At 65.4% G+C, this 25,174-nt stretch carries 22 protein-coding genes; 9 read left to right on the forward strand and 13 right to left on the reverse strand.

The features are described from left to right. Nucleotides 1–498, reverse strand: a complete 498-nt coding sequence (locus WBP07_RS09810) for a DUF192 domain-containing protein (RefSeq protein ID WP_395390842.1) — start codon at nucleotides 496–498, stop codon at nucleotides 1–3. A 3-nt stretch (nucleotides 499–501) separates the two neighbouring features. Beyond that, complete coding sequence (locus WBP07_RS09815; protein ID WP_395390843.1) at nucleotides 502–1,056, reverse strand: regulatory protein RecX; 555 nt, start codon at nucleotides 1,054–1,056, stop codon at nucleotides 502–504. A 163-nt stretch (nucleotides 1,057–1,219) separates the two neighbouring features. Here WBP07_RS09815 and WBP07_RS09820 point away from each other — a divergent pair, with 163 nt between their 5' ends. After that, the gene (locus WBP07_RS09820) at nucleotides 1,220–2,992 is read left to right on the forward strand and encodes a fatty acyl-AMP ligase (RefSeq protein ID WP_395390845.1); all 1,773 of its coding nucleotides are present in this window, start codon (nucleotides 1,220–1,222) and stop codon (nucleotides 2,990–2,992) included. A 311-nt stretch (nucleotides 2,993–3,303) separates the two neighbouring features. On the opposite strand, the gene WBP07_RS09825 is transcribed toward WBP07_RS09820, so the two are convergent. The 5 genes from WBP07_RS09825 to WBP07_RS09845 all read right to left on the reverse strand — a co-directional run bounded on the left by WBP07_RS09825 (nucleotide 3,304) and on the right by WBP07_RS09845 (nucleotide 7,866). After that, entirely contained in the window at nucleotides 3,304–4,584 is a 1,281-nt protein-coding gene (locus WBP07_RS09825) for an MFS transporter (protein ID WP_395390846.1), read from the reverse strand. 72 nt (nucleotides 4,585–4,656) lie between these two features. Further along, entirely contained in the window at nucleotides 4,657–5,118 is a 462-nt protein-coding gene (locus WBP07_RS09830; protein WP_395390847.1) for a DUF2721 domain-containing protein, read from the reverse strand. Nucleotides 5,119–5,121: 3 nt separating this feature from the next. Continuing rightward, a complete protein-coding gene (locus WBP07_RS09835; RefSeq protein WP_395390849.1) occupies nucleotides 5,122–5,937 on the reverse strand; it encodes a class I mannose-6-phosphate isomerase in 816 nt (271 codons plus the stop codon). A gap of 13 nt (nucleotides 5,938–5,950) precedes the next feature. Next, on the reverse strand, nucleotides 5,951–7,042 hold the full coding sequence (locus WBP07_RS09840) for a mannose-1-phosphate guanylyltransferase (RefSeq protein WP_395390850.1): 1,092 nt from the start codon (nucleotides 7,040–7,042) through the stop codon (nucleotides 5,951–5,953). Between the two features lie 56 nt (nucleotides 7,043–7,098). Next, entirely contained in the window at nucleotides 7,099–7,866 is a 768-nt protein-coding gene (locus tag WBP07_RS09845) for a TonB family protein (RefSeq protein WP_395390851.1), read from the reverse strand. 185 nt (nucleotides 7,867–8,051) lie between these two features. Between WBP07_RS09845 and WBP07_RS09850 the strand changes: the two genes are divergently transcribed. Beyond that, nucleotides 8,052–8,768, forward strand: a complete 717-nt coding sequence (locus WBP07_RS09850; protein WP_395390852.1) for a dienelactone hydrolase family protein — start codon at nucleotides 8,052–8,054, stop codon at nucleotides 8,766–8,768. Between the two features lie 18 nt (nucleotides 8,769–8,786). Here WBP07_RS09850 and WBP07_RS09855 read toward each other — a convergent pair whose 3' ends face one another. Then, nucleotides 8,787–9,059 (reverse strand): hypothetical protein, encoded by a 273-nt coding sequence (locus WBP07_RS09855; protein WP_395390853.1) that lies wholly within the window; start codon nucleotides 9,057–9,059, stop codon nucleotides 8,787–8,789. Nucleotides 9,060–9,173: 114 nt separating this feature from the next. Here WBP07_RS09855 and WBP07_RS09860 point away from each other — a divergent pair, with 114 nt between their 5' ends. Further along, nucleotides 9,174–11,885, forward strand: coding sequence for a TonB-dependent receptor (locus WBP07_RS09860; protein ID WP_395390854.1), 2,712 nt, complete (start codon nucleotides 9,174–9,176; stop codon nucleotides 11,883–11,885). A 75-nt stretch (nucleotides 11,886–11,960) separates the two neighbouring features. Here WBP07_RS09860 and WBP07_RS09865 read toward each other — a convergent pair whose 3' ends face one another. Then, nucleotides 11,961–13,031 (reverse strand): phosphotransferase, encoded by a 1,071-nt coding sequence (locus WBP07_RS09865; protein WP_395390855.1) that lies wholly within the window; start codon nucleotides 13,029–13,031, stop codon nucleotides 11,961–11,963. 142 nt (nucleotides 13,032–13,173) lie between these two features. Here WBP07_RS09865 and WBP07_RS09870 point away from each other — a divergent pair, with 142 nt between their 5' ends. From WBP07_RS09870 to WBP07_RS09885, 4 genes are all read left to right on the forward strand, one after another. Then, nucleotides 13,174–14,385: a CaiB/BaiF CoA transferase family protein gene (locus WBP07_RS09870; RefSeq protein WP_395390856.1), complete on the forward strand. Its 1,212-nt coding sequence runs from the start codon at nucleotides 13,174–13,176 to the stop codon at nucleotides 14,383–14,385. Beyond that, complete coding sequence (locus WBP07_RS09875) at nucleotides 14,385–14,804, forward strand: Zn-ribbon domain-containing OB-fold protein (RefSeq protein ID WP_395390858.1); 420 nt, start codon at nucleotides 14,385–14,387, stop codon at nucleotides 14,802–14,804. The genes WBP07_RS09870 and WBP07_RS09875 overlap by 1 nt, the downstream gene beginning before the upstream one ends. Beyond that, nucleotides 14,801–15,997, forward strand: coding sequence for a thiolase family protein (locus tag WBP07_RS09880; RefSeq protein ID WP_395390859.1), 1,197 nt, complete (start codon nucleotides 14,801–14,803; stop codon nucleotides 15,995–15,997). Before WBP07_RS09875 ends, WBP07_RS09880 begins: the two co-directional genes overlap by 4 nt. Nucleotides 15,998–16,083: 86 nt before the next feature. After that, the gene (locus WBP07_RS09885) at nucleotides 16,084–17,283 is read left to right on the forward strand and encodes an amidohydrolase family protein (RefSeq protein ID WP_395390860.1); all 1,200 of its coding nucleotides are present in this window, start codon (nucleotides 16,084–16,086) and stop codon (nucleotides 17,281–17,283) included. 250 nt (nucleotides 17,284–17,533) lie between these two features. Here WBP07_RS09885 and WBP07_RS09890 read toward each other — a convergent pair whose 3' ends face one another. The 4 genes from WBP07_RS09890 to WBP07_RS09905 all read right to left on the reverse strand — a co-directional run bounded on the left by WBP07_RS09890 (nucleotide 17,534) and on the right by WBP07_RS09905 (nucleotide 22,995). Further along, nucleotides 17,534–18,580 (reverse strand): phosphotransferase family protein, encoded by a 1,047-nt coding sequence (locus WBP07_RS09890; protein ID WP_395390862.1) that lies wholly within the window; start codon nucleotides 18,578–18,580, stop codon nucleotides 17,534–17,536. A 138-nt stretch (nucleotides 18,581–18,718) separates the two neighbouring features. Continuing rightward, nucleotides 18,719–19,558 (reverse strand): IclR family transcriptional regulator, encoded by an 840-nt coding sequence (locus WBP07_RS09895; RefSeq protein WP_395390863.1) that lies wholly within the window; start codon nucleotides 19,556–19,558, stop codon nucleotides 18,719–18,721. A 352-nt stretch (nucleotides 19,559–19,910) separates the two neighbouring features. Next, nucleotides 19,911–21,464: a class I adenylate-forming enzyme family protein gene (locus WBP07_RS09900; RefSeq protein ID WP_395390865.1), complete on the reverse strand. Its 1,554-nt coding sequence runs from the start codon at nucleotides 21,462–21,464 to the stop codon at nucleotides 19,911–19,913. A 142-nt stretch (nucleotides 21,465–21,606) separates the two neighbouring features. After that, nucleotides 21,607–22,995, reverse strand: a complete 1,389-nt coding sequence (locus WBP07_RS09905) for a short-chain fatty acyl-CoA regulator family protein (RefSeq protein ID WP_395390866.1) — start codon at nucleotides 22,993–22,995, stop codon at nucleotides 21,607–21,609. Nucleotides 22,996–23,143: 148 nt separating this feature from the next. Here WBP07_RS09905 and WBP07_RS09910 point away from each other — a divergent pair, with 148 nt between their 5' ends. After that, complete coding sequence (locus WBP07_RS09910; protein WP_395390867.1) at nucleotides 23,144–24,736, forward strand: isocitrate lyase; 1,593 nt, start codon at nucleotides 23,144–23,146, stop codon at nucleotides 24,734–24,736. Between the two features lie 89 nt (nucleotides 24,737–24,825). Further along, complete coding sequence (locus WBP07_RS09915) at nucleotides 24,826–24,996, forward strand: hypothetical protein (protein ID WP_395390869.1); 171 nt, start codon at nucleotides 24,826–24,828, stop codon at nucleotides 24,994–24,996. Nucleotides 24,997–25,174 lie beyond the last annotated feature (178 nt).

Raw genomic sequence — 25,174 nt, forward strand, 5'->3', positions numbered from 1 at the left:
TCACCAGCTGACCTTGTCGCCCGGAGCGATGCCGAGTTCGGCGGCGCGACCGCCGTTCAGTTCCAGAACGCCGATCACCGGCCCGTTGGACGGCAGCGGCGTCTCGTCATAAGGCACGGCATTCGCCGCGATGTTGAGCACGCGGTGGTCCGGCCCGATGAACAGGATGTCCAGCGGGATCACGGTGTTCTTCATCCAGAACGCCGCCTTGCGCGGGGCTTTCTCGGGGAACACCATCCCCTCGTCCGCGCCCATCGCGGTGCGGAACATCAGGCCCTTGGCCTGCTCCGCCTCGCTGGCGGCCACTTCGACCTGGAAGACGTGGGCCTTGCCGGATCCGGCCACCGTCAGCGGCACCACCGGCAGGCCCGATTCGGGATGGACCGCGCCGGTTGCCGTCGCCGCCGCGACCGCCGCTTCCGCCCCGCTTTTCGAACAAGCCGATGGCAGCAGCAATGCGGGCAGCAACAGCATGGCAAGATTGCGGTTCAGGCGCATGGTTCAGAATTCTCCGGCTTCGGATTCTATCTCGCAGGCCCAGGCTTCGGCCGCTTCGGGACTGTCGGCCTCGACGATCGTGCGCGCCATGTCCAAACGATGCCCGGCCCGCAGCATAGCGGCGATGTGCTTTTCGCGCGTCGGCCTGTCGGCCGGCTGAACCGCGAACGGGCCGAACCGCCGCCGCCTTGCCAAGACCAGCGCCGCCTGCCGCTCCGCCGCTTCGTCCGGCCGCGCGGCGTGGCGCAGGTCCTCGTCCAGCCCGGCGTGACCCAGCGCCTCCCCCACGCGACGTGCGCCATAGCCGCGCCGCAGCAGGCTGCCCGTCTTCATCCGCGCCCAAGCCTCGTCATTCACATAGCCAAGCTCGCAATAGCGGGCGACCAAGGCGTCGAGATCGGGGCCGATCTCCTCCTCCCACCCGCGCTCCCGCAATTTCCGTTGCAGATAATCGCGCAGCTTCCCTTGCGTCGTGGCGAAACGCGCGACATAGGCGAGCGCCAATTCTTCCAGGCGCGTCTGGCTGAGCGGTTGTGGATTGCGACGCTTGACTGACATCTTGCCCTATTCGTGCCACACTCGGCTCCGAATGGGGAGAGCGTGCGGAACCTTGCAGGTGGAACAGCCCGGGAAACAGCTATGTCCGGTTCAGGTTGAGCCGGATAGAAGCGCCAGGTTCCGATGAGAATAAAACGGTATAACAACAACGGGTTATAACGAGATGAACGACACCATCAATATGGTGCCGCAAGCGAGTGAAGCACTTGTCGCAACCCCCAACGGGGATGCGCTTGCCCGCCGTTTTGCCGATTTCGACACTTTCTGCGATGCCCTCGACTATGCGGCGAAGGGCCAGCGCGGGTTCAATTTCCACGATCCGCGTGGCGTGCTGAAGCGCGTCTACGCGTTTTCGGAACTGCGCGCGGATTCGATCAAGGTCGCCCATGCGCTGATCGCGCGCGGCGTGAAGCCGAACGACCGCATCGCCCTGATCGCCGAAACCGGCACGGACTTCGCGGCGCTGTTCTGCGGCACCGTCTATGCCGGCGCCTGGCCGGTGCCGCTGCCCCTGCCCACCAGCTTCGGCGGCAAGGACAACTATATCGAGCAGCTGGCCGTCCAGCTTTCCAGCTCGGACCCGATCCTGCTGGTCGGCCCGGACGAGATTGCCGAGATGACCGCCGCCGCCGCTGACAAGCAGGGCTGCGGCCATGCCACCTGGGCCGATTTCGCGGCGCAGATCGCCAATGGGGACGCCCCCGAAGTCGATCTGCCCAAGGCCAGCCCGGACGATATCTGCTATCTGCAGTATTCCAGCGGCTCCACCCGCTTCCCGCATGGCGTTGCCGTCACCCATCGTTCGCTGATGTCGAACCTGGCCGCGCACAGCCACGGCATGGAACTCTGCGATACCGACCGCTGCATCTCGTGGCTGCCCTGGTATCACGACATGGGTCTGGTCGGCTGCTTCCTCTCGCTGATCGCCAACCAGGTCTCGGGCGACTACCTGAAGACCGAGGACTTCGCCCGCCGCCCGCTGGCGTGGCTGGACCTGATCACGCGCAACGAGGGCACCTCGATCTCGTACTCGCCGACGTTCGGCTACGACATCTGCGCCCGCCGCATTTCCAGCCAGAGCCACGTCGACGATCGCTTCGACCTGTCGCGCTGGCGGCTTGCCGGCAACGGCGCCGACATGATCCGTCCGGACGTGATGCAGAACTTCGTCAACGCCTTCGCACAGGCAGGCTTCAAGGCAACCGCCTTCCTGCCCAGCTATGGCCTGGCCGAAGCGACGCTGGCCGTCACCATCATGCCCCCGGGCGAAGGCATCCGCGTGGAACTGGTGGAGGAAGAGCGCCTCTCCGGCACGCCGCGCGACCTCAGCCGCCCGGCCCGCTACCGCGCCATCGTCAACTGCGGCAAGCCCGTGCTCGACATGGAAGTGGTGATCCGCGGCGAGAACGGCGCCAGCCTGTCCGACCACAAGATCGGCAAGGTGTGGTGCCGCGGCACCAGCGTCATGCATTCCTACTTCCGCGACCCCGAAGCGACCGAGGCCTGCCTCGTCGACGGATGGCTGGACACGGGCGACATGGGCTACATGGCCGATGGCTACCTGTTCATCGTCGGCCGCGCGAAGGACATGATCATCATCAACGGCAAGAACCACTGGCCCCAGGACATCGAATGGGCCGTGGAACAGCTGCCGGGCTTCAACCATGGCGACATCGCCGCCTTCTCGGTGGAAATGGACAATGGCGAGGAAGCGCCGGCCGTGCTGGTCCACTGCCGCGTTTCCGATCCGGTGAAGCGCATCGAACTGCGCGACCTGATCCGCGACAAGGTGCGTTCGATCACCGGCATGAACTGCGTGGTGGAACTGGTGCCACCCAAGAGCCTGCCGCGTACCAGTTCGGGCAAGCTCAGCCGCGCCAAGGCGAAGAAGCTGTACCTTTCGGGCGAGATCGAGCCGTTCAAGCTCGCCGCCTGATTTAAGGCTTTTTGATTTCAGGACCGGGCCGGGAAGCATTGCGCTTTCCGGCCCGTTTCGATTCCGGTGGGAGCAACGAGAACGCTCATCCGATATCTGACGTCGGTGCTTCCACCAATCGCCCCAATACAAGACCCCGTCGCCCCCGCGAAGGCGGGGGCCCCGCTTTTCTTGCGACTAACGCAGAGAGGCAGGTTTCAGCACGACAACTCCGCGCGCTTTGCAAAGGAGGAAGCGGGATCCCCGCCTTCGCGGGGATGACGGGGCTTTTTTGGTCTGAACTTGAGTTGGACGGTTGCAGCTTTGCGGTATCAACCCGCCGCACCCGCCTCCCAATCCGGATAACGCGGCAAGGTCACCAGCAGCACGCCGCTGACCACGCACCCGAACACCCCGGCCCAAAGGAACGGCCCGTACCCCCCGAACTTGTCGTAAACGACACCCGCCAACCACGGCCCCAGTCCGGAAGCGAAGGCCACCATCGCCGCCATCACGCCGTAGATCGCGCCGAAATGCCGCATTCCCGCGTAGCCCGCCGTCAGGAATGCACAGATCTGCGTCTTGGTCCCCGCCGCATAGCCATTCACCAGCAACCCGAAGATCACCGCTGCGGTCGAATCGATCCACCAGATCAGCACGATAAATGTCACGGCAGTCACCGCCATGGTCACACCGCCGATCCAGTTCGGCTTGTAACGGTCCATCAGTGCGCCGGTCACGAGCTTGCCGACGATCCCCGCAACGCCGGTCAGCGCGGTCAACCACGCAGCATTGGCACGGGTGACGCCGGCTTCGGTCAGGATCGGGAACAAGTGGATGCCCAGCCCCACGGTCAAGACCATGACGATGAAAGTCGATACCGCCAGTTGCCAGATCGCCCGGCTGCGCAAGGCCTGTCGCGGGGTAAGGCCCGGAAGGTGCAAGGTGCTGCGCGCGGCGGCGGCCTGGCCCGCCTTCAGCGCATCGCGCCGAGCGCGGTCATGGACGTCGTAGAGAAACAGCGTGCAGAGCAGCAGCGTCAGCCCGCCCCAACCCAGGCCGAACCAGACGAAGGCGCCGCGCCAACCGGTATGCTCGATCAGGAAATTGCCCAGTGGCGGCACTACCGCCTGCGCCACCGCCGTACCCGCCACGGTCATGCCCAAGGCAAGGCCCCTGCCTTTATCGAACATGCCGGCGACGGCGGTGGTCCAGACAGTCGACTTGATTGAGGTCAGAAGGATGCCGAACACCACCCACAGCACGATCCACTGCGTTTCCGAACCGTTGGCCAGCGCAAACGAACTCATCGAGGCCATGACCAGCACGATCCCCGGCAGCGCCAGCCGGCGCGACCCCATGCGATCGATCAGCGCGCCATAGAACGGAGACAGGATTGCCGTGACGAACGTGGCGATGCCCGGCCCGGCGGACAGCAGCGAACGGCTCCAGCCGAATTCCTTGCCCAGCGGCTCAAAGAACAGCCCGGTTCCCGCGAGCAGTACCGAGAAGAACGAGAAGCCCACGGCAGAGGCCAGCACCAGCCGCCAACCCCGCCGCCATTCCTCCCGCTGGCCGGTCGGTTCCGGCGCGGTTCTACCCGGTGCGTGCATCTGTTCTCTCCCTTGAGAGAGAACCTAAGCGATGTGCGAAAATCGCCAATCGCGGGTGCGATACCCGCGAAATCAAATGGTCCGGTGCAGTTCCAGATAATCGCGCGGTATGCTCAGGGCTTGTTTGGCCACTTGCGTCTCACGCAGGAACAGCACCAGCGCCACCAGCAGCAGCACGATCGAGGCCAGGAAGATGATCGCAGCGATGCCGTGCATGGCGAAGCCGGCCAGTCCCTGAAGGAACAGCACCGCCACCGTCGTGCCGATACACAGCGCCGAAAGCACCATGAAGCGGATGGCATTGGTGATGATGTTGATGCGCTTGTCGACCAGCCGAATTTCCAGAACGACCATGTCGTGATCGGGGCCTTCGGTCTCGTTATGGCGTTCCTGAAGCGTGCGGGCACGGTCCACCACTCTGCCCAGGCGGGTCGAGAGGATGTTCAGGATATTGCCGATGGCAACCAGCACGAACACCGGCGTCAGCGCCAGTTGGATGGTCTGGACGATCGTTGAATCGGTGATGGTGAACACGGATCAGGCTTCGCAGGCCCGTGCCAGCAGGCATACTCCATTTTCCGCAAAAGCGACTTCGGCCAGGGAGGTGGCCAGGCCGCAGCCACCGGGCGCGATCAGATCGTTTCCAACCTTCACCGATTCCTCGCGCGGGATCACCAGCAAGGCGCCGGGATAGCGGGCGGCAATATCCGGCGTGGGCTCGCCCGCCACCTGATCCAGCAGGAACAGCGGACCGTCCACCAGCACCTGCGTTTCGTCCGAAGGTACACGCTTGTGCCAGCGCGCCAGATCGTAGACCTCACCCTTCGAAACGGCGATGCCATCGTCGAGATGAAGCTCGCGCGGGCGGCCGTAGTCGTAGAGGCGATAGGTGATATCGCTGTTCTGCTGCACTTCGATCAGGCTGACGCCTTCGCCGATGGCGTGAACGGTGTTGGCCGGGATGTAGAAGAAGTCGCCCGGCTGCACTTCGTGCCAGGTCATCAGGCTTTCGATGCTGCCGTCCAGCGAGGCGGCGCGCATGTCCTCATGCGAGATGGGCGCGTCGAAGCCGATGCCCAGCGTGGCGCCGGGCTCTGCCGCGACGATCAGCCAGCACTCTTCCTTGCCCTGTTTGCCAAGGCCCTTGGCGATCGTCTGCGCGTCGGTGGGGTGCACCTGCACGGAGAGTTTCTCGCTGGTGAAGATGTACTTCACCAGCAGTTGCGGCAGCGCGGCAGGCGGTTCGAACCAGACTTCGCCAATGCGTTCACCTTCCGGGGCGACGAAAGGCGCGGGCAGGACGTCCTTGCCCCAGGGCTTCTCGACTTCGCGGATCGCGAGTGCGGCAGTCATGACAGGTCCTCTATTACTGGTTTACGGCGCCGTGCAGCTTTCCGACCTTCTGCACACCTTCAACCGTGGTGACCAGCACCTCGTTCCCGTCGACCACAACTATGACGTTGGAAAGTCCGATTACCGAGACGCGCGGCCCATCGCTGTCGACCAGCACATTGCTGCAATCGACCAGTTCCGCCTCGCCCGATCCGCGCACGGAGTTGCCGCTTTCGTCGCGCGTCAGCGCATCGTGCAGCGCCTGCCAGTTGCCGATGTCGGACCATTCCATGTCCGCCGGCACCATTGCCGCGCGCGTGGTGTTTTCCATCACCGCATAGTCGACCGAATCGCTGGGCACTTCGGCGAAAGTCGCGGCGTCGGGGTGGAAGCGGTGGCCGTCCTCGGCACCCTTCGCCACGGCCTCGCGCACTTTGGCGGCGATCTCGGGACGATGGGCGGCCAGTTCGGCCATGAAGTCGCCGACGCGGAAGGCGAAAATGCCGCCGTTCCAGGCATAACCGCCGTGTTCCAGGAAGCTCCTGGCGCGCTCCAGATCGGGCTTCTCGACGAACTGCGCGGTGCGATAGCCGGGCGTACCCGCGATCGCCTCGCCGCGCTTCAGATAACCAAAGCCGGTTTCGGGCGCGGTCGCCTCGATGCCGAACGAGACCAGCCAGCCATCGGTGGCAAGCGCCGCCGCGGCGCAGGCAGCCTCCGCAAAGACTTCGGGACGGCCGATGTGGTGGTCGCTCGGGCAGACCAGCATCACCGCATCGTCCGGCAAGCGGCAGGCGGCGAGCGCGATGGCGGCAGCCGTGTTGCGCGCGGCCGGCTCGACGATCACGGTAGCGCCGGGCGCGCCCGCAAGCTGCGCTTCGACGTGTTCGAGGTGTTTGCTGCCAGTCACCACCACCGGAGCAGCAAAGCCCAGATGCGCCGGGCAGCGGGCAAGGCTCGCCTCGAACAGCGTATTGTCGCCAACTAGCGGCAGGAACGGCTTGGGGCGCGCCGCACGGCTGCGCGGCCACAGCCGCGTGCCGCTGCCGCCGCACAGGATAACCGGGACTATGGTGGGCGTGGAGGCGGGCTCGGAGCGCGATGCATCGCGGGAATCGGAAGACATGCGAATCGCCATACCGGGCCTTCAAGCCAATGCAACGATCCTCATGACGATCGCTGTCATTGCGCGCCTTCGCCCTGCCCCCTGACGAACCAGCGCTGCCGCCAGCCGTAGTCGGCCTCGACCGGGTTTCCGGCACCATCGCGCGCGGGCTGGAAGCGGAAGCGCTCTGTGGCCAGACGGCAGGTGATCCGGTCTGCATCCGCATCGGGGCTGGGCTGCACTATGCGGCAGGACTTCACCCTTCCATCGATGCCCACTCTCAGGACGATCGTGACGTCGTGGCCTAGCCGCAGATCCCGACTCTGCCGCGGGTAATCGCGCGCGGAATTGATGTCACCGGCAATCTTCACCGGCTTGCTGGCAAGACCGCCCCCGCCCGTGCCCGATCCAGCGGCACCCGCGCCCAGCCCCATACCTGCTCCGCCGGCGCCGGTGCCCGGGCCGGAATCGCGGGCGCCCGCCGCGTTGTCCTGCCCGCCGCCCGTCACCTGAGGCGCCTGCGTAGGCATGATCGCGACCGGGGCCGGGGGCGCGGAAACGTCACGCGGCACCGCCCGCTTGCCTGCCGTGCCCGCCGCGCCCTGTGCCTGCGGCTGCTCCGGACTGGCGGCCGGTTTCGGTTCGGGCTTCGGCCGATCCGGCGGAGAAAGCGGCACATCGAAGGCATGCGTCATCGTCCGCACAGCCGTATCCGCGAATTCCGGCGTGAAGGCATGCACCAGCGCGACGATCGCCAGGAAATGCAGCGCCGCCACCAGCGCAGCCGTGCCCCACCGGATAGGCCGCCGGGGGCGGAAATCGGTTCCTCTCGTCACCGGTGCCATGCCTTGCGATGCCACCGCCCGGGCATCGCTGGCAAGCCAATGCAGACATGGCGTGCCTGCAACAGGCCCTTTGACATCAAGGGCCTGGAGCATCATTCTCATTTTCGAACCATTATTCCCCAATGCGACACCGATTCGCGGCCACGGTCACGTGGACAGAGGGAACCGGAGGGAGGGACACACGCATGGAGGGCTTCGAATCCCTTGAATGCGAACATCATGGTCTGGCGCTGCGCGGGCTTGTCGCTCGCCCGGAAGGGAGCCATTCCGGCGCCGCGATCCTGATCTTCCCCGGCGCGACCGGGTCTTCGGACAGTTTCTACGCCGCCATGCGCGAACTGGCCGCCAGCGGCAGGCTGGTCGTTGCGCCGGACATGTATGGGAAGGACGCCGACATCTCCACCAATGCCGCCGCCGGCAACTATTTCGCCGCGCTCATGGCCGCGCCGGAACTGCTGCGCGAACGCGTGCTCACCTGGTTCGAAACGGTGCGCGCCCTGCCCGGTGTCGACCCGGAACGGATCGCGGCGATCGGCTACTGCTTCGGCGGCAAGTGCGTGCTTGAACTGGCGCGCAGCGGCGCACCGGTCCGCTCGGTCACCAGCTTCCATGGCCTGTTGGGCACGCATGCCCCCGCAATCCCAGGAAAAATACCTGCCCGGATCGCCGTATGGACCGGGGGCGAAGACCCCTATGCGCCGCGCGCGGATGTAGACGCGCTCTGCGCGGAACTGGATGCGGCGGGTGCGGACTATCAATTGACGCTCTTCGCGAAGGCCGCGCACGCGTTCACCGATCCCGATCATGACGGTATCGCCCCGGGGATCGTCTATGACCGAACGGCACATCGCATTGCCTGGGAGGGAACAATTGCCCTGTTGAACGAAACTATTGGCGATTGAACGCACCCCGAATGTCTCTCAGAGGCAACTGTTCTCCGAAAAGAAATGAAGGAGGCTCATCAGACGAATTGCACAGTCCCGGGCGTAGCGATACTTTCCATAAAGGCGCAGAATCAAGGCGCGCGCGGAATATACCGCCCAGAAGATGCCGGAGTCGGCACGGGAGAGTGTGGGGAGATCGGTTCCGGACAATCCGGATCCCGAAAAGCGAATAGCATAATACTGGGAAGGCATGATCCGCTGTCCGGCCCCGGCCGCCACGGCAGCTTTCCCAACGATGTCGATTCCCAAGAATTTCGGCGCGACCGAATGGTGCCCGTGGACCGGCCAGAACCGGCATCGCGCATCGCTCAGAACACGAGGCGGCCCGCGGCGAGAACATGGTTTCCGGAGGAGAGGAAGAGCATGCTTGCAAGGAATTTCAGGACTTCGCTGATGATCGGTGCCGCGGCTGTGGGGGCAGGCGCAGGAATGGCCGCATCGCCCGCGTTCGCGCAGGACGAGGCCGCACAGGCCGCGCCCCAGGCGCCGCAATCCTCGCGACGTGGCAACGCCACCGTCAATCCCGGTGAAATCATCGTCACCGCACGGCGTACCGAGGAACGCCTGCAGGACGTTCCGATCTCCATCACCGTGTTCAACCAGGAGCAGCTGACCAACCGCAACGTCGTCAGCGCATCCGACCTTGCCACCAGCACGCCTTCGCTTTCCGCCAACACCAACTTCGGTTCGCAGAACTCATCGTTCGCGATCCGCGGTTTCGTGCAGGACCTGGGCACCGCGCCTTCGGTGGGCGTCTACTTCGCAGACGTCGTGGCCCCGCGCGGCGCATCGAACGGCCTGCCCTCCGGCGACGGTGCCGGCCCGGGTTCGTTCTTCGACCTCCAGAACGTGCAGGTCCTGAAGGGCCCACAAGGTACGCTCTTCGGCCGCAACACCACTGGCGGCGCCGTGCTGCTGGTGCCGCAGCGCCCGACCGACGTGCTTGAAGGCTATATCCAGGGCTCGATCGGCAATTACGACATGCGTCGCCTCCAGGCGGTGCTCAACATACCGCTGGCCGATACGTTCAAGGTCCGCCTCGGCGTCGACCGCATGAAGCGCGACGGCTATCTGCACAACAACAGCGGCGTCGGCCCCAAGGACTTCAACGACGTCGACTACGTGGCCGCCCGCCTCAGCGTGGTGGCGGAACTGACGCCCGATCTCGAAAACTACATGATCGCCACGTATTCGCGTTCGGATACGCATGGCGACGCGCAGAAGCTGATCGCCGCCGATCCGGCCTACAGCCTGGGTCATTTCGCGGACGAACAGCTGACGCCGGGCAGCTCGAACTATCAGGGATCGGGCTTCTACGACTTCGCGCAGGACGTGCCCGACGCCCGCTCGCTGCTCACCGTCTGGCAGGTGATCAACACCACCACCTGGCATGCCAGCGATACGCTGACCTTCAAGAACATCGTCAGCTACGGCGAACTCAAGGACAACTTCAACAACCCGATCTTCGGCACGGCCTTCGAGACGCCCGCGATCACGCAGATCGGCCTGCCCAGCTATCGCTTCGGTTTCGCCAGCAGCCGTCCGCTCCCCGGCCGCGACACGGCAGCGGAATCGACCTTCACCGAGGAGTTCCAGATCCAGGGCCGCAGCAGCAACGACAAGCTGAACTGGCAGAGCGGCGTATATCTGGAAGCGGTGCAGCCGCTTTCGCTGGTGGGATCGAAGTCCCCGGTTATCCAGTCCTGCGCGGATTCCGCAGCGCTGGCAGCCAGCCAGTGCTATGACATCCTGGGCTATCTGGCCGCCGTCACCCCGGTTTTCTTCGGCGGTACCTTCGATCCAACCCAGCATGCCGGTGCGATCAACACCACGGCAGGGCGCACGTCGTTCCACAACGTCGGCCTCTATGCCCAGGCGACCTACAAGTTCACCGATCAACTCAAGCTTACCGGCGGTTTCCGTTACACCTGGGACCGGGAAAACAACACCAGCGTCCAGACGACGACGATCACCGGCTATCCGCTCAGCTTCCCGACCTTCCAGCCGATCCCGGCCGGGCCGCTGTTCACCTATTGCACCTATCCCGACGCGCCGGTGCAGGATCCCACTGCAGTCAACGGCTGCCGCCGCGACATCAAGCAGAAGTCCCAGAAGCCGACCTGGCTGATCGATCTGGACTACACGCCCACGCAGGACGTCCTCATCTATGGCAAGTACGCGCGGGGCTATCGCGCGGGTGGTATTGCTCCCAACGTGACGTCAGCCTTCGCGGTCTTCGGCCCCGAAAAGGTGGACGCTTTCGAACTGGGCGCAAAGACCAGCTGGCGCGGCTCGGTGCCCGGCAACTTCAACATTGCGGGCTTCTACAACAAGTTCAGCAATCAGCAGCTGCAGCTGGGCTTCAATGCCAACCCCTGCCAGTTCACCGATCCCGACACCGGCGCCTGCATCGCGGCGCCCGTCTCGCCCACCGCTGCCCCGGTCAACGCCGGTAAGTCGCGGATCTGGGGTATCGAAGTGGACGCATCGGCCAGCCCGTTCGAAGGTCTGCTGTTCCAGGTGGGCTACACTTACCTGAACACCAAGCTGACCTCGGCTGAAACCTTCGCGCTGGAACCCGGCTCGCCCTATGTGCTTTCGGGCACGTACATGGTCGGCGATCCGCTGGCGCTCAGCCCGAAGAACAAGGTTACCGTTACGGGCACCTACACGCTGCCGCTGTCGGACAGCATCGGCAAGATCTCGTTTGGGGCGACCTTCACGCATACCGACAAGATGCTGTCGAACACCGGCAACCGCTTCTACATGGGCTGCAACGGCACGGCCAACACCTACATGCCGAACTGCCAAGTGGGATCGGTGTCCGACCCGGCAACCGTCGCCTATATCCAGAGCCTGACCAACCTGAAGTCGACCGACCTGCTGAACCTCAACCTCAATTGGGACAACATCGCAGGCCTGCCGGTGGACGCGGCATTCTTCGCGACCAACGTGACCAAGGAAAAGTACTACACCTTCTATCCGGGCCTTTCGACCGGCACCGGTTTCGAAACCGCCTCGGTCGGCGCGCCGCGCATGTATGGCTTCAGCCTGAAGTATCACTTCGGCGGCTGAGCCGGCAGCAACGCGTAAATGAAGGGGCCGCGCGCATGAGCGTGCGGCCCCTTTCGCGTTCGGGGAACGTGGCTTTCAGACGCCCAGCAGACCGAAGCTGTCGTGCCGCATAACAGCACGGCCGAGGCGGCCGACGAAGGTCTCGATAATCGGCGGATCGACGCGGCGGGTGATGGCCCAAAGGTAATAGCCGTAGACAACCGCCTCTCGGTACTGCGCCCAGGCCTCCTCGGGATCGGGCATGACGCAGCCGTGGCCGCGCATCACGGCAAGGTATTCGCCCAACAGCCGGCGTTCTTCCGCCTCGGCAATGTCCACCGGCAGCACGGCGTTCAGGTGATAGGCCAGATCCAGCGCCCAGCCGCCGCGCTGGAGAAGCTGCCAATCGATCAAGCCCATGCCCTCCGGAGTCCGGTAAATATTGCCGGCATGGGCATCACCATGCAGCAGGAATTGCGGCCGCGCGGCGTCGCGCTCCGCCAGTGCCCGCATGGCCAAGACCAGTCGGCCCGCATTGCGGACTTCGGGCACAATGCCCTCCCCCCGTGGCCCGTCGAGCAAGTCTTGCAGCACTTCCGGCGTCACGTAGGTCATCCGCGCCAGCTGGGCGGCGCGCGGGGCGATCCAGTCGGCCAACAAGTCCGCCCGCGCATGGAGCCGGGCGAGTTGCGTCAGGCTGGCCAGCGCATCGTCCGCGGTGAACGGATCGAGCGCCGAACAGAACACCGCCCCTTGCGCAATCAGGTCGCGCATCACCGTCACCGCCTGTTGCCCGCTGCGATCCACCACCGTCGCAACGCAAGGCGGCACGCGCAGGTCGAGCACCGGCGCCAGGCGGTTATAAAAGTCCGCCTCCAACACGCAGGTCGGGCCGCCGCGCGCCGTCGCCTCGTCCACATCGAGCAAGCCCTTGATGCAGAACTGGTGCGTGGCCTGCTCTCCATCAAAGCGAACGGCGAAGCGGACTTTGGTGGCGACCGTGCGGATCACCTCCAACGTCTCCACTGAGGCGATACTTTTGCCGCCGGAGACATGCGCCAGCACCGGCGCCAGCCAATAGGGATCGAGCACCCCGGCCAGCGTCGCGGGGACCGGCCCGGCACGCTCAACTGGCGCATTCGCAGGTTTGGCGGCGGTGATCGTCATCGGCTTCTCCCATTCTCGTCGACTTGCCCAATTCTCCATTTCGGTACATCATTCGCAATAGAGAATTTCATCGGTCACGCGATCGTCGTTCACGACCCGTCGCACCAAGACCTCGACGAGTACGGGACAGGAGAGAAACGCGATGGGCAAGCCGCTGGAAGGCATCCGGATTGTCGAAGTGGCGATGTGGGCCTTCGTTCCCGCCTGCGGAGGCATGCTTGCCGACTTGGGCGCGGAGGTCATCAAGGTGGAGCCGCCCAGCGGCGATCCCCTGCGCGGGTTGAAGATCGGCAGCCTTGGCTCCGCAGAGGCGCGTTACGACTGGTCGTGGGAGAGCTATAACCGGGGCAAGCGCTCGATCACGCTGGACTTGCGGCATGAGGCGGGCCGCGCGGTGCTGGACCGGCTGCTGGAGAAGGCCGACGTCTTCCTCACCAGCCTGCTTCCGCCTGCTCGCCGGTCCATGGGCATCGATGCCCAGACCCTGCGCGCGCGTTTTCCCAACCTGATCTACGCCAGCGGCAGCGGCACCGGACCCAATGGCCCCGATGGCGAGAAAGGCGGATACGACGCGATCACCTTCTGGGCGCGCGGCGGCATCGCCTCCTCGCTCACGGAGAATGACGCACCCGCCCCGGTCGGCCCGCCCGGCCCCGCGTTCGGCGACACGCTGTCAGGAGCGATGCTGGCCGGCGCGATCGCCGCCGCCATCGCCCGGCGCGCCATGACCGGAGAGGCAGGCGAAGTCGATGTCTCGCTGCTCGGCACGGCGATGTGGTCGCAGCAGCGGCTGATCTGCCAAGCCACGGCCGACGGCGTGCAGCGTTTTCCGCGGCCGTCGGGCCCGCCGCACAATGTACTGGTGGCAAACTATCGCACCGCTGACCACCGCTTTGTCGCGCTCTGCATGTTGCAAGCCGACCGCTACTGGGCGCGCTTCTGCGAGGTGGCGGGCCGGCCGGACCTCGCCGCCGACCCTCGCTTCGCGGGCGACATCGCTCGCCGCGCGAACATGGCCGAATGCCATGCCGAAGTGACCGCCCTGTTCACCTCGAAAACCCTGGGCGAGTGGAAAGACATTCTCGCCCGGCAGGACGGCCAGTGGGACGTGGTGCAGGACGTGGGCGAATTGCAGGACGATCCGCAAGTCCAAGCCAACCAGTACCTCCGCCGCATCGACGCAGGGGACGGCGAAACGATCCCCATGGTCGCCAGCCCCATGCTGTTCGAAGGCAAGGCCCTGCCCTCCACCCGCGCGCCCGAACTGGGGGCGGACAGCGATGCCGTGCTCACGGAACTCGGTTATGACGAGGATGCCGTGATCGACCTGAAGGTGCAGGGAGTGGTGTTCTGATGGCATCCGAAGGGGCGCCAGCCCGCAAGCTGCCGGTGCTGGAACCGGAAACTGCCTTCTTCTGGACCTCCGGCGCCGACGGCCTGCTGCGAATTCAGCGCTGCGGCGCGTGCCGCACATGGCAGCATCCGCCGCTGCCGCGTTGCTCCACGTGCGGCAGCGAGACGCTTACGGCCGAAGCGGTTTCCGGCAAGGGCCGCGTCGCCAGCTACACGATCAATTACGAGGCATGGCTTCCGGGGCTGCCGGTGCCCTTCGTGCTGGCGGCCGTGGTACTCGCCGAGCAGACGGGCCTCTACGTCCTCGCCAATCTCGACGGCCCGGTCACTGCCGCGCATGTCGGCCAGCCCGTCTCCGTGCGGTTCGAACAGCACGAGGACGTCTGGCTACCCTTCTTCACGCCAGGGGACGGGCTGTGACGGCGCTTCCCGAAAAGCTGGCCGAAAAGCAGGTCTGCGTGACCGGCGCCGCGCAATCGGAAGTGGCACGCCCCTCATCACGCAGTGCCCTGCAACTCACCGCCGACGCCTGCCTTGCCGCCATCGCCGACGCCGGCCTTTCCCCGCGAGAGATCGACGGCATCGCCACCTATCCGCCCAAGTCGGCGGAAGGCGGCGGCATCGCCCCGGTCAGCACATCTGAAGCAGCCGCCGTGCTCGGCATCAACCCGCGCTGGATCCTCGCCTCGGGCGAAGGGTTCAGCCACATGGCGCCGATCTTCAACGCAGTGACCGCGATCGCCTGCGGCCTTGCCCGCCACGTTGTGGTGTTCCGCACCGTCGCCCAGGCCAGCGCCCGCGCGCAGGCCCGCGCCTCCACGCTGATGAGCGGACGCGGCGCGCGGGTGGAAGGCACCAACGCCTGGACCGTGCCGTTCAACGCGCTCTCCCCCATCAACATGTTCGCACTCTACGCCCAGGCCTATTTCGACAAGTACGGCGCGACCGAGGCGCAACTCGGCGCGCTGGCCGTCAACGCGCGCCGCCACGCCGCGCACAACCCGGCTGCGATCTACAAGGCGCCGCTGACGCTGGACGACTACCTGCAATCGCGGGTGATCTCCTCCCCCCTGCGGCTCTACGACTGCGACGCCCATGTCGACGGCGCCACTGCCATCGTCCTCTCCCACAAGGACGCCGCGAAGGACTTGCGCAATCCTCCGCTGCATATCGAGGCGATGGGCATGGCCGTCGGCGGCCTCTGGGCCGGCCGGCACGAGGGCGACTTTACCAGCCTGCCCGCCGCCCGCCGCGCGGGGGAGATGCTCTGGTCCCGCACCAGCCTGCGGCCAACCGACCTCGACTGCGCGCAGATTTACGACGGCTTTTCGATCCACACATGGCTCTGGATGGAGGCGCTGGGGTTGGTGCCGCAGGGCGAGGCCTGCCGCTTCGCGGAGGGCGGCACGCGCATCGCAATGGATGGCGAACTGCCGCTCAACACCGGCGGCGGCCAGCTCTCGGCCGGGCGACTACATGGCTACGGCCACATCCATGAAGCTTGCGTGCAACTCTGGCACCGGGGCGGCAGCCGGCAAGTGCTCGACGCGCGGACCTGCCTGATTTCCAACGGAGGCTTCGGATACGGCGCGATGATCCTGCGGCGCGACTGACGCCGAGTTGTCTCCTTGACTTTTTCAGTTCGTTATGACGATAATATATTCACAATAGCGAATTAAAGAACGAGAGGAGTTGGGAGATGAGCGAGGCTGATCCGGCCATCCGCGCCAATGCGGCAGTCGAATGGACCTACGGGCCGATCTTCGATGCGGACGCGCACATCGATCCGCCGCATGACATGTGGAAGGATTACCTGCCCGCCCATCTGAAGGACCGCGCGCCCTTCATCGAGCACGCCGACGACGGCGACTACATCTGCTTCGAAGGCAATCGCCGCCCCTTCATGATGATCAACAATCAGGCCGGGCGAGAGGGCAAAAACTTCAAGATGAAGGGCCGCCTGGCCGACCAGCGCAAGGTGTGGGAGCCCGCCACGCGTCTGGCCGACATGGACGCGGACGGCATGGATGCCGCGCTGCTGTTCGGCGGCGGACCACTGGGATCGCTCGACAACGAACTCTATATCGCCAGCTACGAAGCCTATCAGAACTGGGTGCTGGACTTCTGCTCGGCCGCGCCGGACCGCCTCTATCCGGTCGGCTACGTGCCGATGCGCGATATCGAGGAGACATGCAGCCACGTCCGCCGCCTTGCCGCCAAGGGCTTCCGCGCGATCAACCTGCCCGCCTTTCCCCAGAACCCGGAGGCGTGGAAGACCACTTCGGGCGTGCAGGCGCTGAAGGACGGGCAAGTCTCGGCGCTCACCGGCGACCCCAAGGGCGCGCTGCAATATTCGAACCCCGCCTTCGACGCGCTTTGGAAGACGGTGGTGGATGCGGGGATCGTCGTCACCTTCCACCTCGGCGCGCGAGTGCCGCGCTTCGGGCAGAAGGAATACTTCCTGGCCGACATGCCGATGAGCAAGCTGGCCATGGCGGAGCCGATCGGCATCCTCATCTACAACGGCGTGTTCGACCGCTTCCCGGACCTGAAGATCGGATCGATGGAGTCCGGCGTGGGCTGGTTCGCGTGGTTTGCCGAATACAACGACCGCACCTGGGAAAAGCAGCGCTATTGGACGGAATCGCCGCTGAAGAACCCGCCCAGCTACTACATGGACCGCAACGTCTACGGCTCCTTCATCCAGGACCGCGCGGGCATTTTGAACCGCGACCAGCCGGGTGGGCGCAACATCATGTGGTCATCGGATTACCCGCATTCGGAAACGACCTTCCCCCGATCGCGCGAAGTGATCCTGCGCGACTTTGCCGGCGTGCCCGAGGCGGATGTGCGGGCGATCATCCACGACAATTGCCGAAGATTACTCGGCCTGAGCTGATCGAAAGGTCCGCGCGCCACCCAAACTCCCGCAACACACACACCGTCGCCCCCGCGTAGGCGGGGGCCCCGCTTTCTTTTGCGACCTTAGCGAACAAGAAGAAGAAGCGGGATCTCCGCCTTCGCGGGGATGACGGGGAATGTTGATATTCGGGGTGCTCGTAACCTGCGGGCGAACGGTCGCGCTAGGAGCGACCCCGCCCGTGTGAAGGGTGGGTTCTACCGTCGCCCCAACAGCGCCCGGCCAGCCCTCACCCGACCTTCAACCGCTTTGCCATCGCCGCCTCATCCATAATCCGCGTGCCGCGCAAGTGGCCGAGACGAATGCCGGTGCAGGTCATCTTGAACTTGGCGAAATCCTCGTACCACTCCAGATCGGCGGGCGATTTACCGGTCAGTTCCTCCCAAAGCGCCACGGTTTCCTCACGGCTGCCCATGCCCTCCAGCGGCGCGCCGTAAGTCGAGGCAGGCCCGTGCATCGTGTCCGCAATCACGCAGAACCAAGCCAGATCGTGCAGCGCCCCGCCCAGTGAGGGCTGCTCCCAGTCCATCACCGCGACGACATCGAAGTTCTCATCGAACATCATGTTGCCAATCCGCGCATCGCCCCAGACGAGGCCCTCAGGCTGGTTCTCCGGCCAGAGCCCGCGCAGCCGGTCCAGAGCCGCATCGAGCACGGGCTGCGGCCCCACCTCCTGCAACCAGCGGGCGAAGCGGACGTACTTGGCCCATTCCTGCTCCAGCCCGCGTTCCCCCTGCGGCCCGGCGAGGAAGTCCAGCCCATCGAGCGGCACCCGCTGCACCGCCGCCAGTTGCCCGACGGCATTGCGCCAGAGCACGCGGCGCTGTTCCGGCGCGGCGTCCCTCAGCCAGCCCTCACGCGCATAGGGAGGGATCGAGACGGGTACCCGGCCGGTCTTGCGCTCCATGACGAAGAACGGATTGCCCAGCAGGGACGGGTCATGCTCGAACCACAGCGGGCGAGCGACGCGCACCTGCCGGCCATCCGCCAACGCCTTCATCACCCCGTATTGCTGATCGAACAGATCGTCGGGGAACACGGTGAAACCGCCCGGCTTGATCCGCACCACGCAGCCCTGGTGGCAGGCTTCCCCGCCCTCGCGCCAATGCGCATCGAACAGCACCGTCTCATGGCTCTGCCCCGCGCCGCGCGGATAGGCGAGATCGCGGACGCTGATCTCACCCGCATTGGGCATCTTCGTGCCCAGCCATTGGGCCATCGCCTGCGCCAACGCCTCAAGATTCCGGGTTTCCGGCGCGACGATCACGTCCGACATCCATCACTCTCCCGCTTGATCGCGATAACTATTCCAAATCGCGAATTTATTTTCGCTTATTTGATATGTCGGCAAGCAGGGATGGTCAAGCGCTGGCACGCTTGCGGAAGGGGCGAAACCGCCCGGACGGCGGGAAGATCAGGCCGCTTCGGGTTGGCCGGTCAGGAAGCGGGAGATGCGGGTGCAGGCCTCGGCCAGTGCCTCGCCCGCCTTGCGGATTTCCGCGCCGGTCATCGCGCCGTTGAAACCCGCCATCACCAGCGAGATCGAGACGCGATCACGCGCGTCATAGATCGGCGCCATGATCGCCATGATCGGATAGGCCCGGCCGGCGTCGAGATCGGTTTCAGGAAGCACCGGGGGATCGTCCAGACTGGCGACCACTATGCTGCTGTCGCCGGGCACGCTGTCCGGCCGACGGGTCAGCGCGATGAAGCCATGCTCGCGCACGAAGGCCATGCCACCGTGCAGTTGCGCGATCTGATCGGCGGTAGGCTCCGGATTGATGCGCGCCTGCGCGGCGTCAGCCTCACGCGGGTTACGGGCAAAGAACGAAGGCGCCTGCACCCAGCGCAGTGGCATGCGCGTGCCCAGCGGCACAGGATAACCCACATGGCTGGCCGATGCCGCCCGCTCCCGCAGGTGGATCACGTCACCCTCCAGGAAGTAGGCGCCGCAGACCACATCGAAATCGTCCGCCAGCTTGCGCATTTCCGGCTGCGCGACTTGCAGCGGCGAAAAGTGCTCCGCCGCCGTGCGCCCGATCGCCGCGAGCGCGGGGCCCAACACGTAAGTCTTGTCGCCGGTGCGGTAGAGGTAGCCCACGTCGACCAACCCGGTCAGCAGGGCATGGCAGGTCGCCCGGCTCAGCTTCAGCGCGCGCACCAGATCGGTCAGCGCGAAGGACTGGCGCGGGTGGTCCGCGATGAAATTCAGGATGGCGGCCATGCGGGCGACGCCGGGAGAGGAACGCGACATGGGCACTTTCGCTATTTCGAATTGCCTGTCGGTAATGGGGCGAGAGGGTGTTCGTCAATGCCCACCAGTCCTCCCCGATGCGGGGAGGTGGCAGCGCGCAGCGCTGACGGAGGGGATTCGCGTCCTCACGCTACGGCAGTGTCCTGGCGAAAGTCCCCTCCACCACCCTGCGGGCGGTCCCCCTCGCCGTCCCGGGGAGGACAAACCTAGCTTCCACAACACAACTCCGTCGCCCCCGCGCAGGCGGGGGGCCCGCTTCCTTCTGCCACGCTCGCCAAGGAAAGCGGGATCCCCGCCTTCGCGGGGATGACGGTTGAGAGTTGGAGGTTGGATTGCTGCCGATAGAGTGCCGCTAATCGCTGCTGACTCGTTCCGCCTCCAACCGTTCTGCCACGATCCGCGCGATATCTCGGCGGGCGACTTTGTTGGAATGGAGCAACGGCACCTCATCGCGCGCAAGTTCCACCCAGGCACGCGGCACTTTATAGCCGGAAAGGCTATCACGCATCCGCGCCTCGATGGCGGTCATATCGAGCACGGCCCCATCGCGCGGCACCAGCGCTGCCACCAGCAGCGCCCCACGCTCGCGATCCGGCAGGCCGACGACATAGGCGCTGTGCACGCCATCCAGTGCCTGCAATTCCATCTCCACCTCGGCGGGTGAGACGTTGGAGCCAGAAACCTTGATCATGTCCCCTCCGCGCCCGACAAAGTGGATGCGGCGGCCATCGGCGCGATCCTCGACAAGGCAGAGGTCGCCGGTGCGCAGATAGCCATCCGCCGTGTAATGCTCGGCACGGTCGATCTTATGGAGAGCCGGCGCCACGGCGGGGCCGCGCACCTGCATCTCGCCGATCTCGCCATTGCCCACCGGGCGGCCGTCCTCGTCCGCGATGCGGATGTCGTAGCCGGGCGCGAAGTGGTCCATCGGCGCGCAGACCGGGCGGCCGGGCACGCGGAACTCGTCACCCCAGCCATAGGGGCCCAGCGTCTCGCTCATGCCCAGGCCCCACCACGGCTGCGGGCCCCGGATACGTTCGAGGTCTTCCTCCGCCAGCACGGAGCCCATTGCGAAACGGCTGTTGCTGAGCGTGCGTTCGGTGCAGGTGGTAACCGCACCGCGCTCCCAACCGGGCAGCAGATACAGCATCAGCCCGCCGACCCAAAACATCGGCAATTGCGCCGGTCGCTCCTCGCCGGTTTGCACGCCGAGCATCTCCACCAGCCAATGGCTGCGCGCCATGACCGCGCCGTGGAGATGGCGCACCCCCTTGGGCAGCGCCATCGAGCCGGAAGTGTAGATCTCGATCATCTGATCAGTCGGATGGACTTCGGCTTCCACCTCTCCAAGCAGTTCTTCGCTCACGTCCACCCCAGCATCGGCCAGCCATGCGACCGGCCCAACGCCGGAAGGCAATCCTGCTCCGCTGGAAACGATCCAGCGCAAATAGGGCGCCCGCGTCAGGCGCAGCGCACCGCAAGCCTGTGCCGCCAATTCCGGCAGCGCCTCTACCAGCCGCGCGACGAGGTCCTTGCCCAGCATTTCGCGCTGGACGATCAGGCCCTGCACGTCGCTCTGCCGCAGCACGCGGACAAGTTCGCCCGCGCGGATCATCGTGCTGATCGGCACCGCGACCGCGCCGATGCGGGCGATGGCCGCCAGCGCCACGGCGAAACCCGGGCCGTTGCCGAAGATGAAGCCGACGCGGGCGCCCTTGCCTACCCCACGCGCCAACAGCCCACGCGCCAGTTCGGCCGAGCGACGATCAAGCTCTGCGAAAGTGGCACTTTCGCTGCCCACTTCGGTTTCCAGCGTGATCGCCACCGCATCGCCATAGGCCGCTGCGGCGGAGCGGATCAGTTCGGGAAAGGTCCGGGCCGCGCCCGGCGTGCCTTCGCTGCTCAATGCGGTAATCCTCTCGCCGGGGTCTCTGCCCTGTGAGGCCGCGATCCTGCTTGCCGAGAGCCGTGATCGCAAGCATTTGCGCGCCTCCATCGCCGGGGCGGAATCGTCACATTTGCGAACTTAAATTCACAATGGAGAACAATCAGCTTTCGGAGAACGTATAGGGCTGCGCGGCGCGGCGGTAGTCATCGGCCAGCACGTCCCGTCCGATCGGCGGCACCGAGCGTGCAGCGCAATCGGCGCGCTGGCACAGGCGGCAGGTGACGCCGATGGGGGTGACTTTCGGCTCGTCGCCAGTGGCATAGACCAACTTGGCCGCCTCTTCTGCCGCACAGGCAAGCGCGACCGCGCGGGTGACTTTCATACGCCCATGCCGCCCCTCGCCCGAAGTGACAGTGCGTGCGATCGAGAAGAAGCGTTGGCCGTCCGGCAATTCCAGCCACTGCGTGCGCACCTCGCCCGGCCAGCGGAACACCTGATGGACCGACCACAAGGGGCAGCCGCCGCCATGCGCGGCGAAAGGAAAGCCCGCGCCGTCCAGCCGCTTGGAGACGTTGCCCGCCTCGTCCACGCGCAGGAAGAAGAAGCCGACGCGCTCCTCGCCCGGCCGATGCAGGGTGGTGAGGCGGTGGGCGACTTGCTCGAAACTGGTGCCGAACAGCCCGCAGAGCGCCTCGATATCGTAACGCCGCGCCTCGGCCGCGCGGGCGAACTTGGCGTAGGGCATCAGGATCGCGGCCGCCGCGTAGCCTGCCAGCGCGCGGCGCACCAAAGTCGCCGTCGTCGTCTGCACGAAAGCGGCGGCGCGCACGACGGCAACGATATCGCTACGCATCGCAGTATGGGCGATGTGTGTGGCGATCTGGAACGCGCGACTTGAGGCCCCGAGCGTGTCGTCGATCAGCAATTGCTGGTTGTGCCGGTCGAAACGCCGCAGCGAATCGACCATGACGTCCGGCGGCAGGAAGCGTACGCGCACACCTTTGGCGGCCAGCCATGCGACTACCCCACCTGCCTGCTCGATCTCGGTGGCCAGTTCCTCCGCCCGCACATCGATGGCGTGGAAGTAGTTGCGCGAAGCCCCGAGGAAGCGCTGCGCCTCGCGCACCGGCTCATTCTCTTCGGCAGCGGGTCCGGAGGCGCGCTGCTCGGCCAGAGCCTGACTTTCGCGGGTATACGCGCCGTGGAGTCGCAACAGCGCTTCCGAAATGCCCGGAAAGCTCATCGCGAGGTCGGCGATTTCCAGCGACGGCAGGTCGATATCGGCGAAGAGCGGATCGCGCAGTACGTCGCCCACGCGGCGGGCATAGTCCTCGCCATCGTCCCCGGCGATATCGGCAATGTCCAGCCGATAGGTCCGCGCAAGGCGCAGCAGCATGTCCGCCGTCACCGGACGCTGGTTGCGCTCCAGCAAGGCGACGTAGCTGGGCGAAATCTCCAGATCGTCCGCCATGGCCTGCTGCGTCAGGCCCAGTTCGCGGCGCAGGCGGCGTAGTCTAGGGCCAAGGTAGAGAGGTCTCGATTCCGCCATAGCTCAGCACTTTGTCATGCCTGCACATCTTTACAAGGAATATCTGTAAAGTTTGACAACCGGACTTCGCAGCCCGTTCCGCGCTGCACAAATCGGGCTTAGCTCCAGGTCATCAACCAATCGCATTTTTCGACGGGGACTTTTGGCAGTGACCTACCAGAGCAAGATCACCGAAGCCGGCCAGACCATCGGCACCGAGCCCAACTGGAACGGCATCGAGCCGGAATCGGTCGCGCGCATGCGCCTGCAGAACCGCTTCCGCACCGGCCTCGACATCGCCCGTTACACCGCGCGCATCATGCGTGAGGACATGGCCGCCTATGACCGCGACCCCGCCAACTACACCCAGTCGCTGGGCTGCTGGCATGGGTTCATCGGCCAGCAGAAGATGATTTCCATCAAGAAGCACTTCGGCACGACCAAGGGCCGCTACCTCTACCTCTCGGGCTGGATGGTCGCGGCGCTGCGCAGCGAGTTCGGCCCCCTGCCCGACCAGTCGATGCACGAGAAGACTTCGGTTCCGGCACTGGTCGAGGAACTCTACACGTTCCTACGCCAAGCCGATGCCCGCGAACTGGGCATGCTGTTCCGCGATCTGGACAAGGCGCGCGAGGCTGGTGACGAGGTCGAGGCCAAGCGGCTCGAACACGCGATCGACAACCACGAAACGCATGTCGTGCCGATCGTCGCCGATATCGACGCGGGCTTCGGCAATGCCGAGGCGACCTACCTGCTCGCCAAGAAGTTCATCGAGGCCGGCGCCTGCTGCATCCAGATCGAGAACCAGGTCTCGGACGAGAAGCAGTGCGGCCATCAGGACGGCAAGGTCACCGTCCCGCACGAGGACTTCATCGCGAAGATCCGCGCCGTCCGCTACGCCTTCATGGAACTGGGCGTCGACGAAGGCCTGATCGTGGCGCGCACCGACTCGCTGGGCGCGGGGCTGACCAAGCAGATCGCCTATACTCGCCAGCCGGGCGACATCGGCGACCGCTACAATAGCTTCCTCGACTGCGACGAGATCGCGGCGGGCGATGTCGGCCACGGTGAGGTTCTCATCACCCGCGAGGGCCGCCTGATGCGTCCGAAGCGGTTGCCGTCGAACCTCTACCAGTTCCGCAGCGGAACCGGCGAGGATCGCTGTGTGCTCGATTGCATCCATGCGCTGGAGAACGGCGCGGACCTGCTGTGGATCGAAACCGAAAAGCCGCACATCGGCCAGATCGGCGGAATGGTCAGCCGCATCCGCGAAGTGATCCCGAACGCCAAGCTGGTCTATAACAACTCGCCCAGCTTCAACTGGACGCTGAACTTCCGCCAACAGGTCTTCGATGCCTGGGCCGCGGAAGGCCGCGACACCAGCGCCTATGACCGGGCGAAGCTGATGAGCGTGGACTATGACGGCACTGAGCTGGGCAATGAGGCCGACGAGCGTATCCGCACCTTCCAGAAGGACGCGGCGCGCGAGGCGGGAATCTTCCACCACCTCATCACCCTGCCGACCTACCACACCGCCGCATTGTCGACCGACAATCTGGCGAAGGAGTACTTCGGCGAGGCGGGCATGCTCGGCTACGTCAAGGGCGTGCAGCGTCAGGAAATCCGCCAGGGCATCGCCTGCGTGAAGCACCAGAACATGGCCGGATCCGACATCGGCGACGACCACAAGGAATACTTCGCCGGCGAGGCCGCCCTGAAGGCTGGCGGCACGCACAACACGATGAACCAGTTCGCTGCCTGAGGCAGCGGGGGAACCAATTCGCTGCCTAACCAAATTTCGAAGGTCGCCGGGAATCGTCCGGGGCCGCCAAGCAAGGAAAGGAAGGTACTATGACCACCATGACCACCGAACCGGCCCGCGCCCGCGCGGTGCTTTCGAACCAGGATTTCAAGCTGCTGCAGGAAGCCGTGCTGTTCTACATGCGCGCGCACGAGGACGATCCGATCTCCTCGCAGTACTCGAACCTCTACCATCGCCTGGGAACCGCCGGCCGGCGCTGAGGGCGAAACTGACAATCAGACATGAAGAATGACGGTGCCGGGCGATCAACCGGCACCGAAACCCCGCCCGCTCCCACGAACGGGCCGGGGCCACTCAAGACCTTTCCTGGGGAGGAAAGCCGCCCGTCGCACCCTGTGTGCGGCGGGCATTTTGCCGTCTCCCCGCATAATCCCACAT

The organism is Novosphingobium oxfordense, from assembly GCF_044029435.1.
Classification (GTDB): Bacteria; Pseudomonadota; Alphaproteobacteria; order Sphingomonadales; family Sphingomonadaceae; genus Novosphingobium.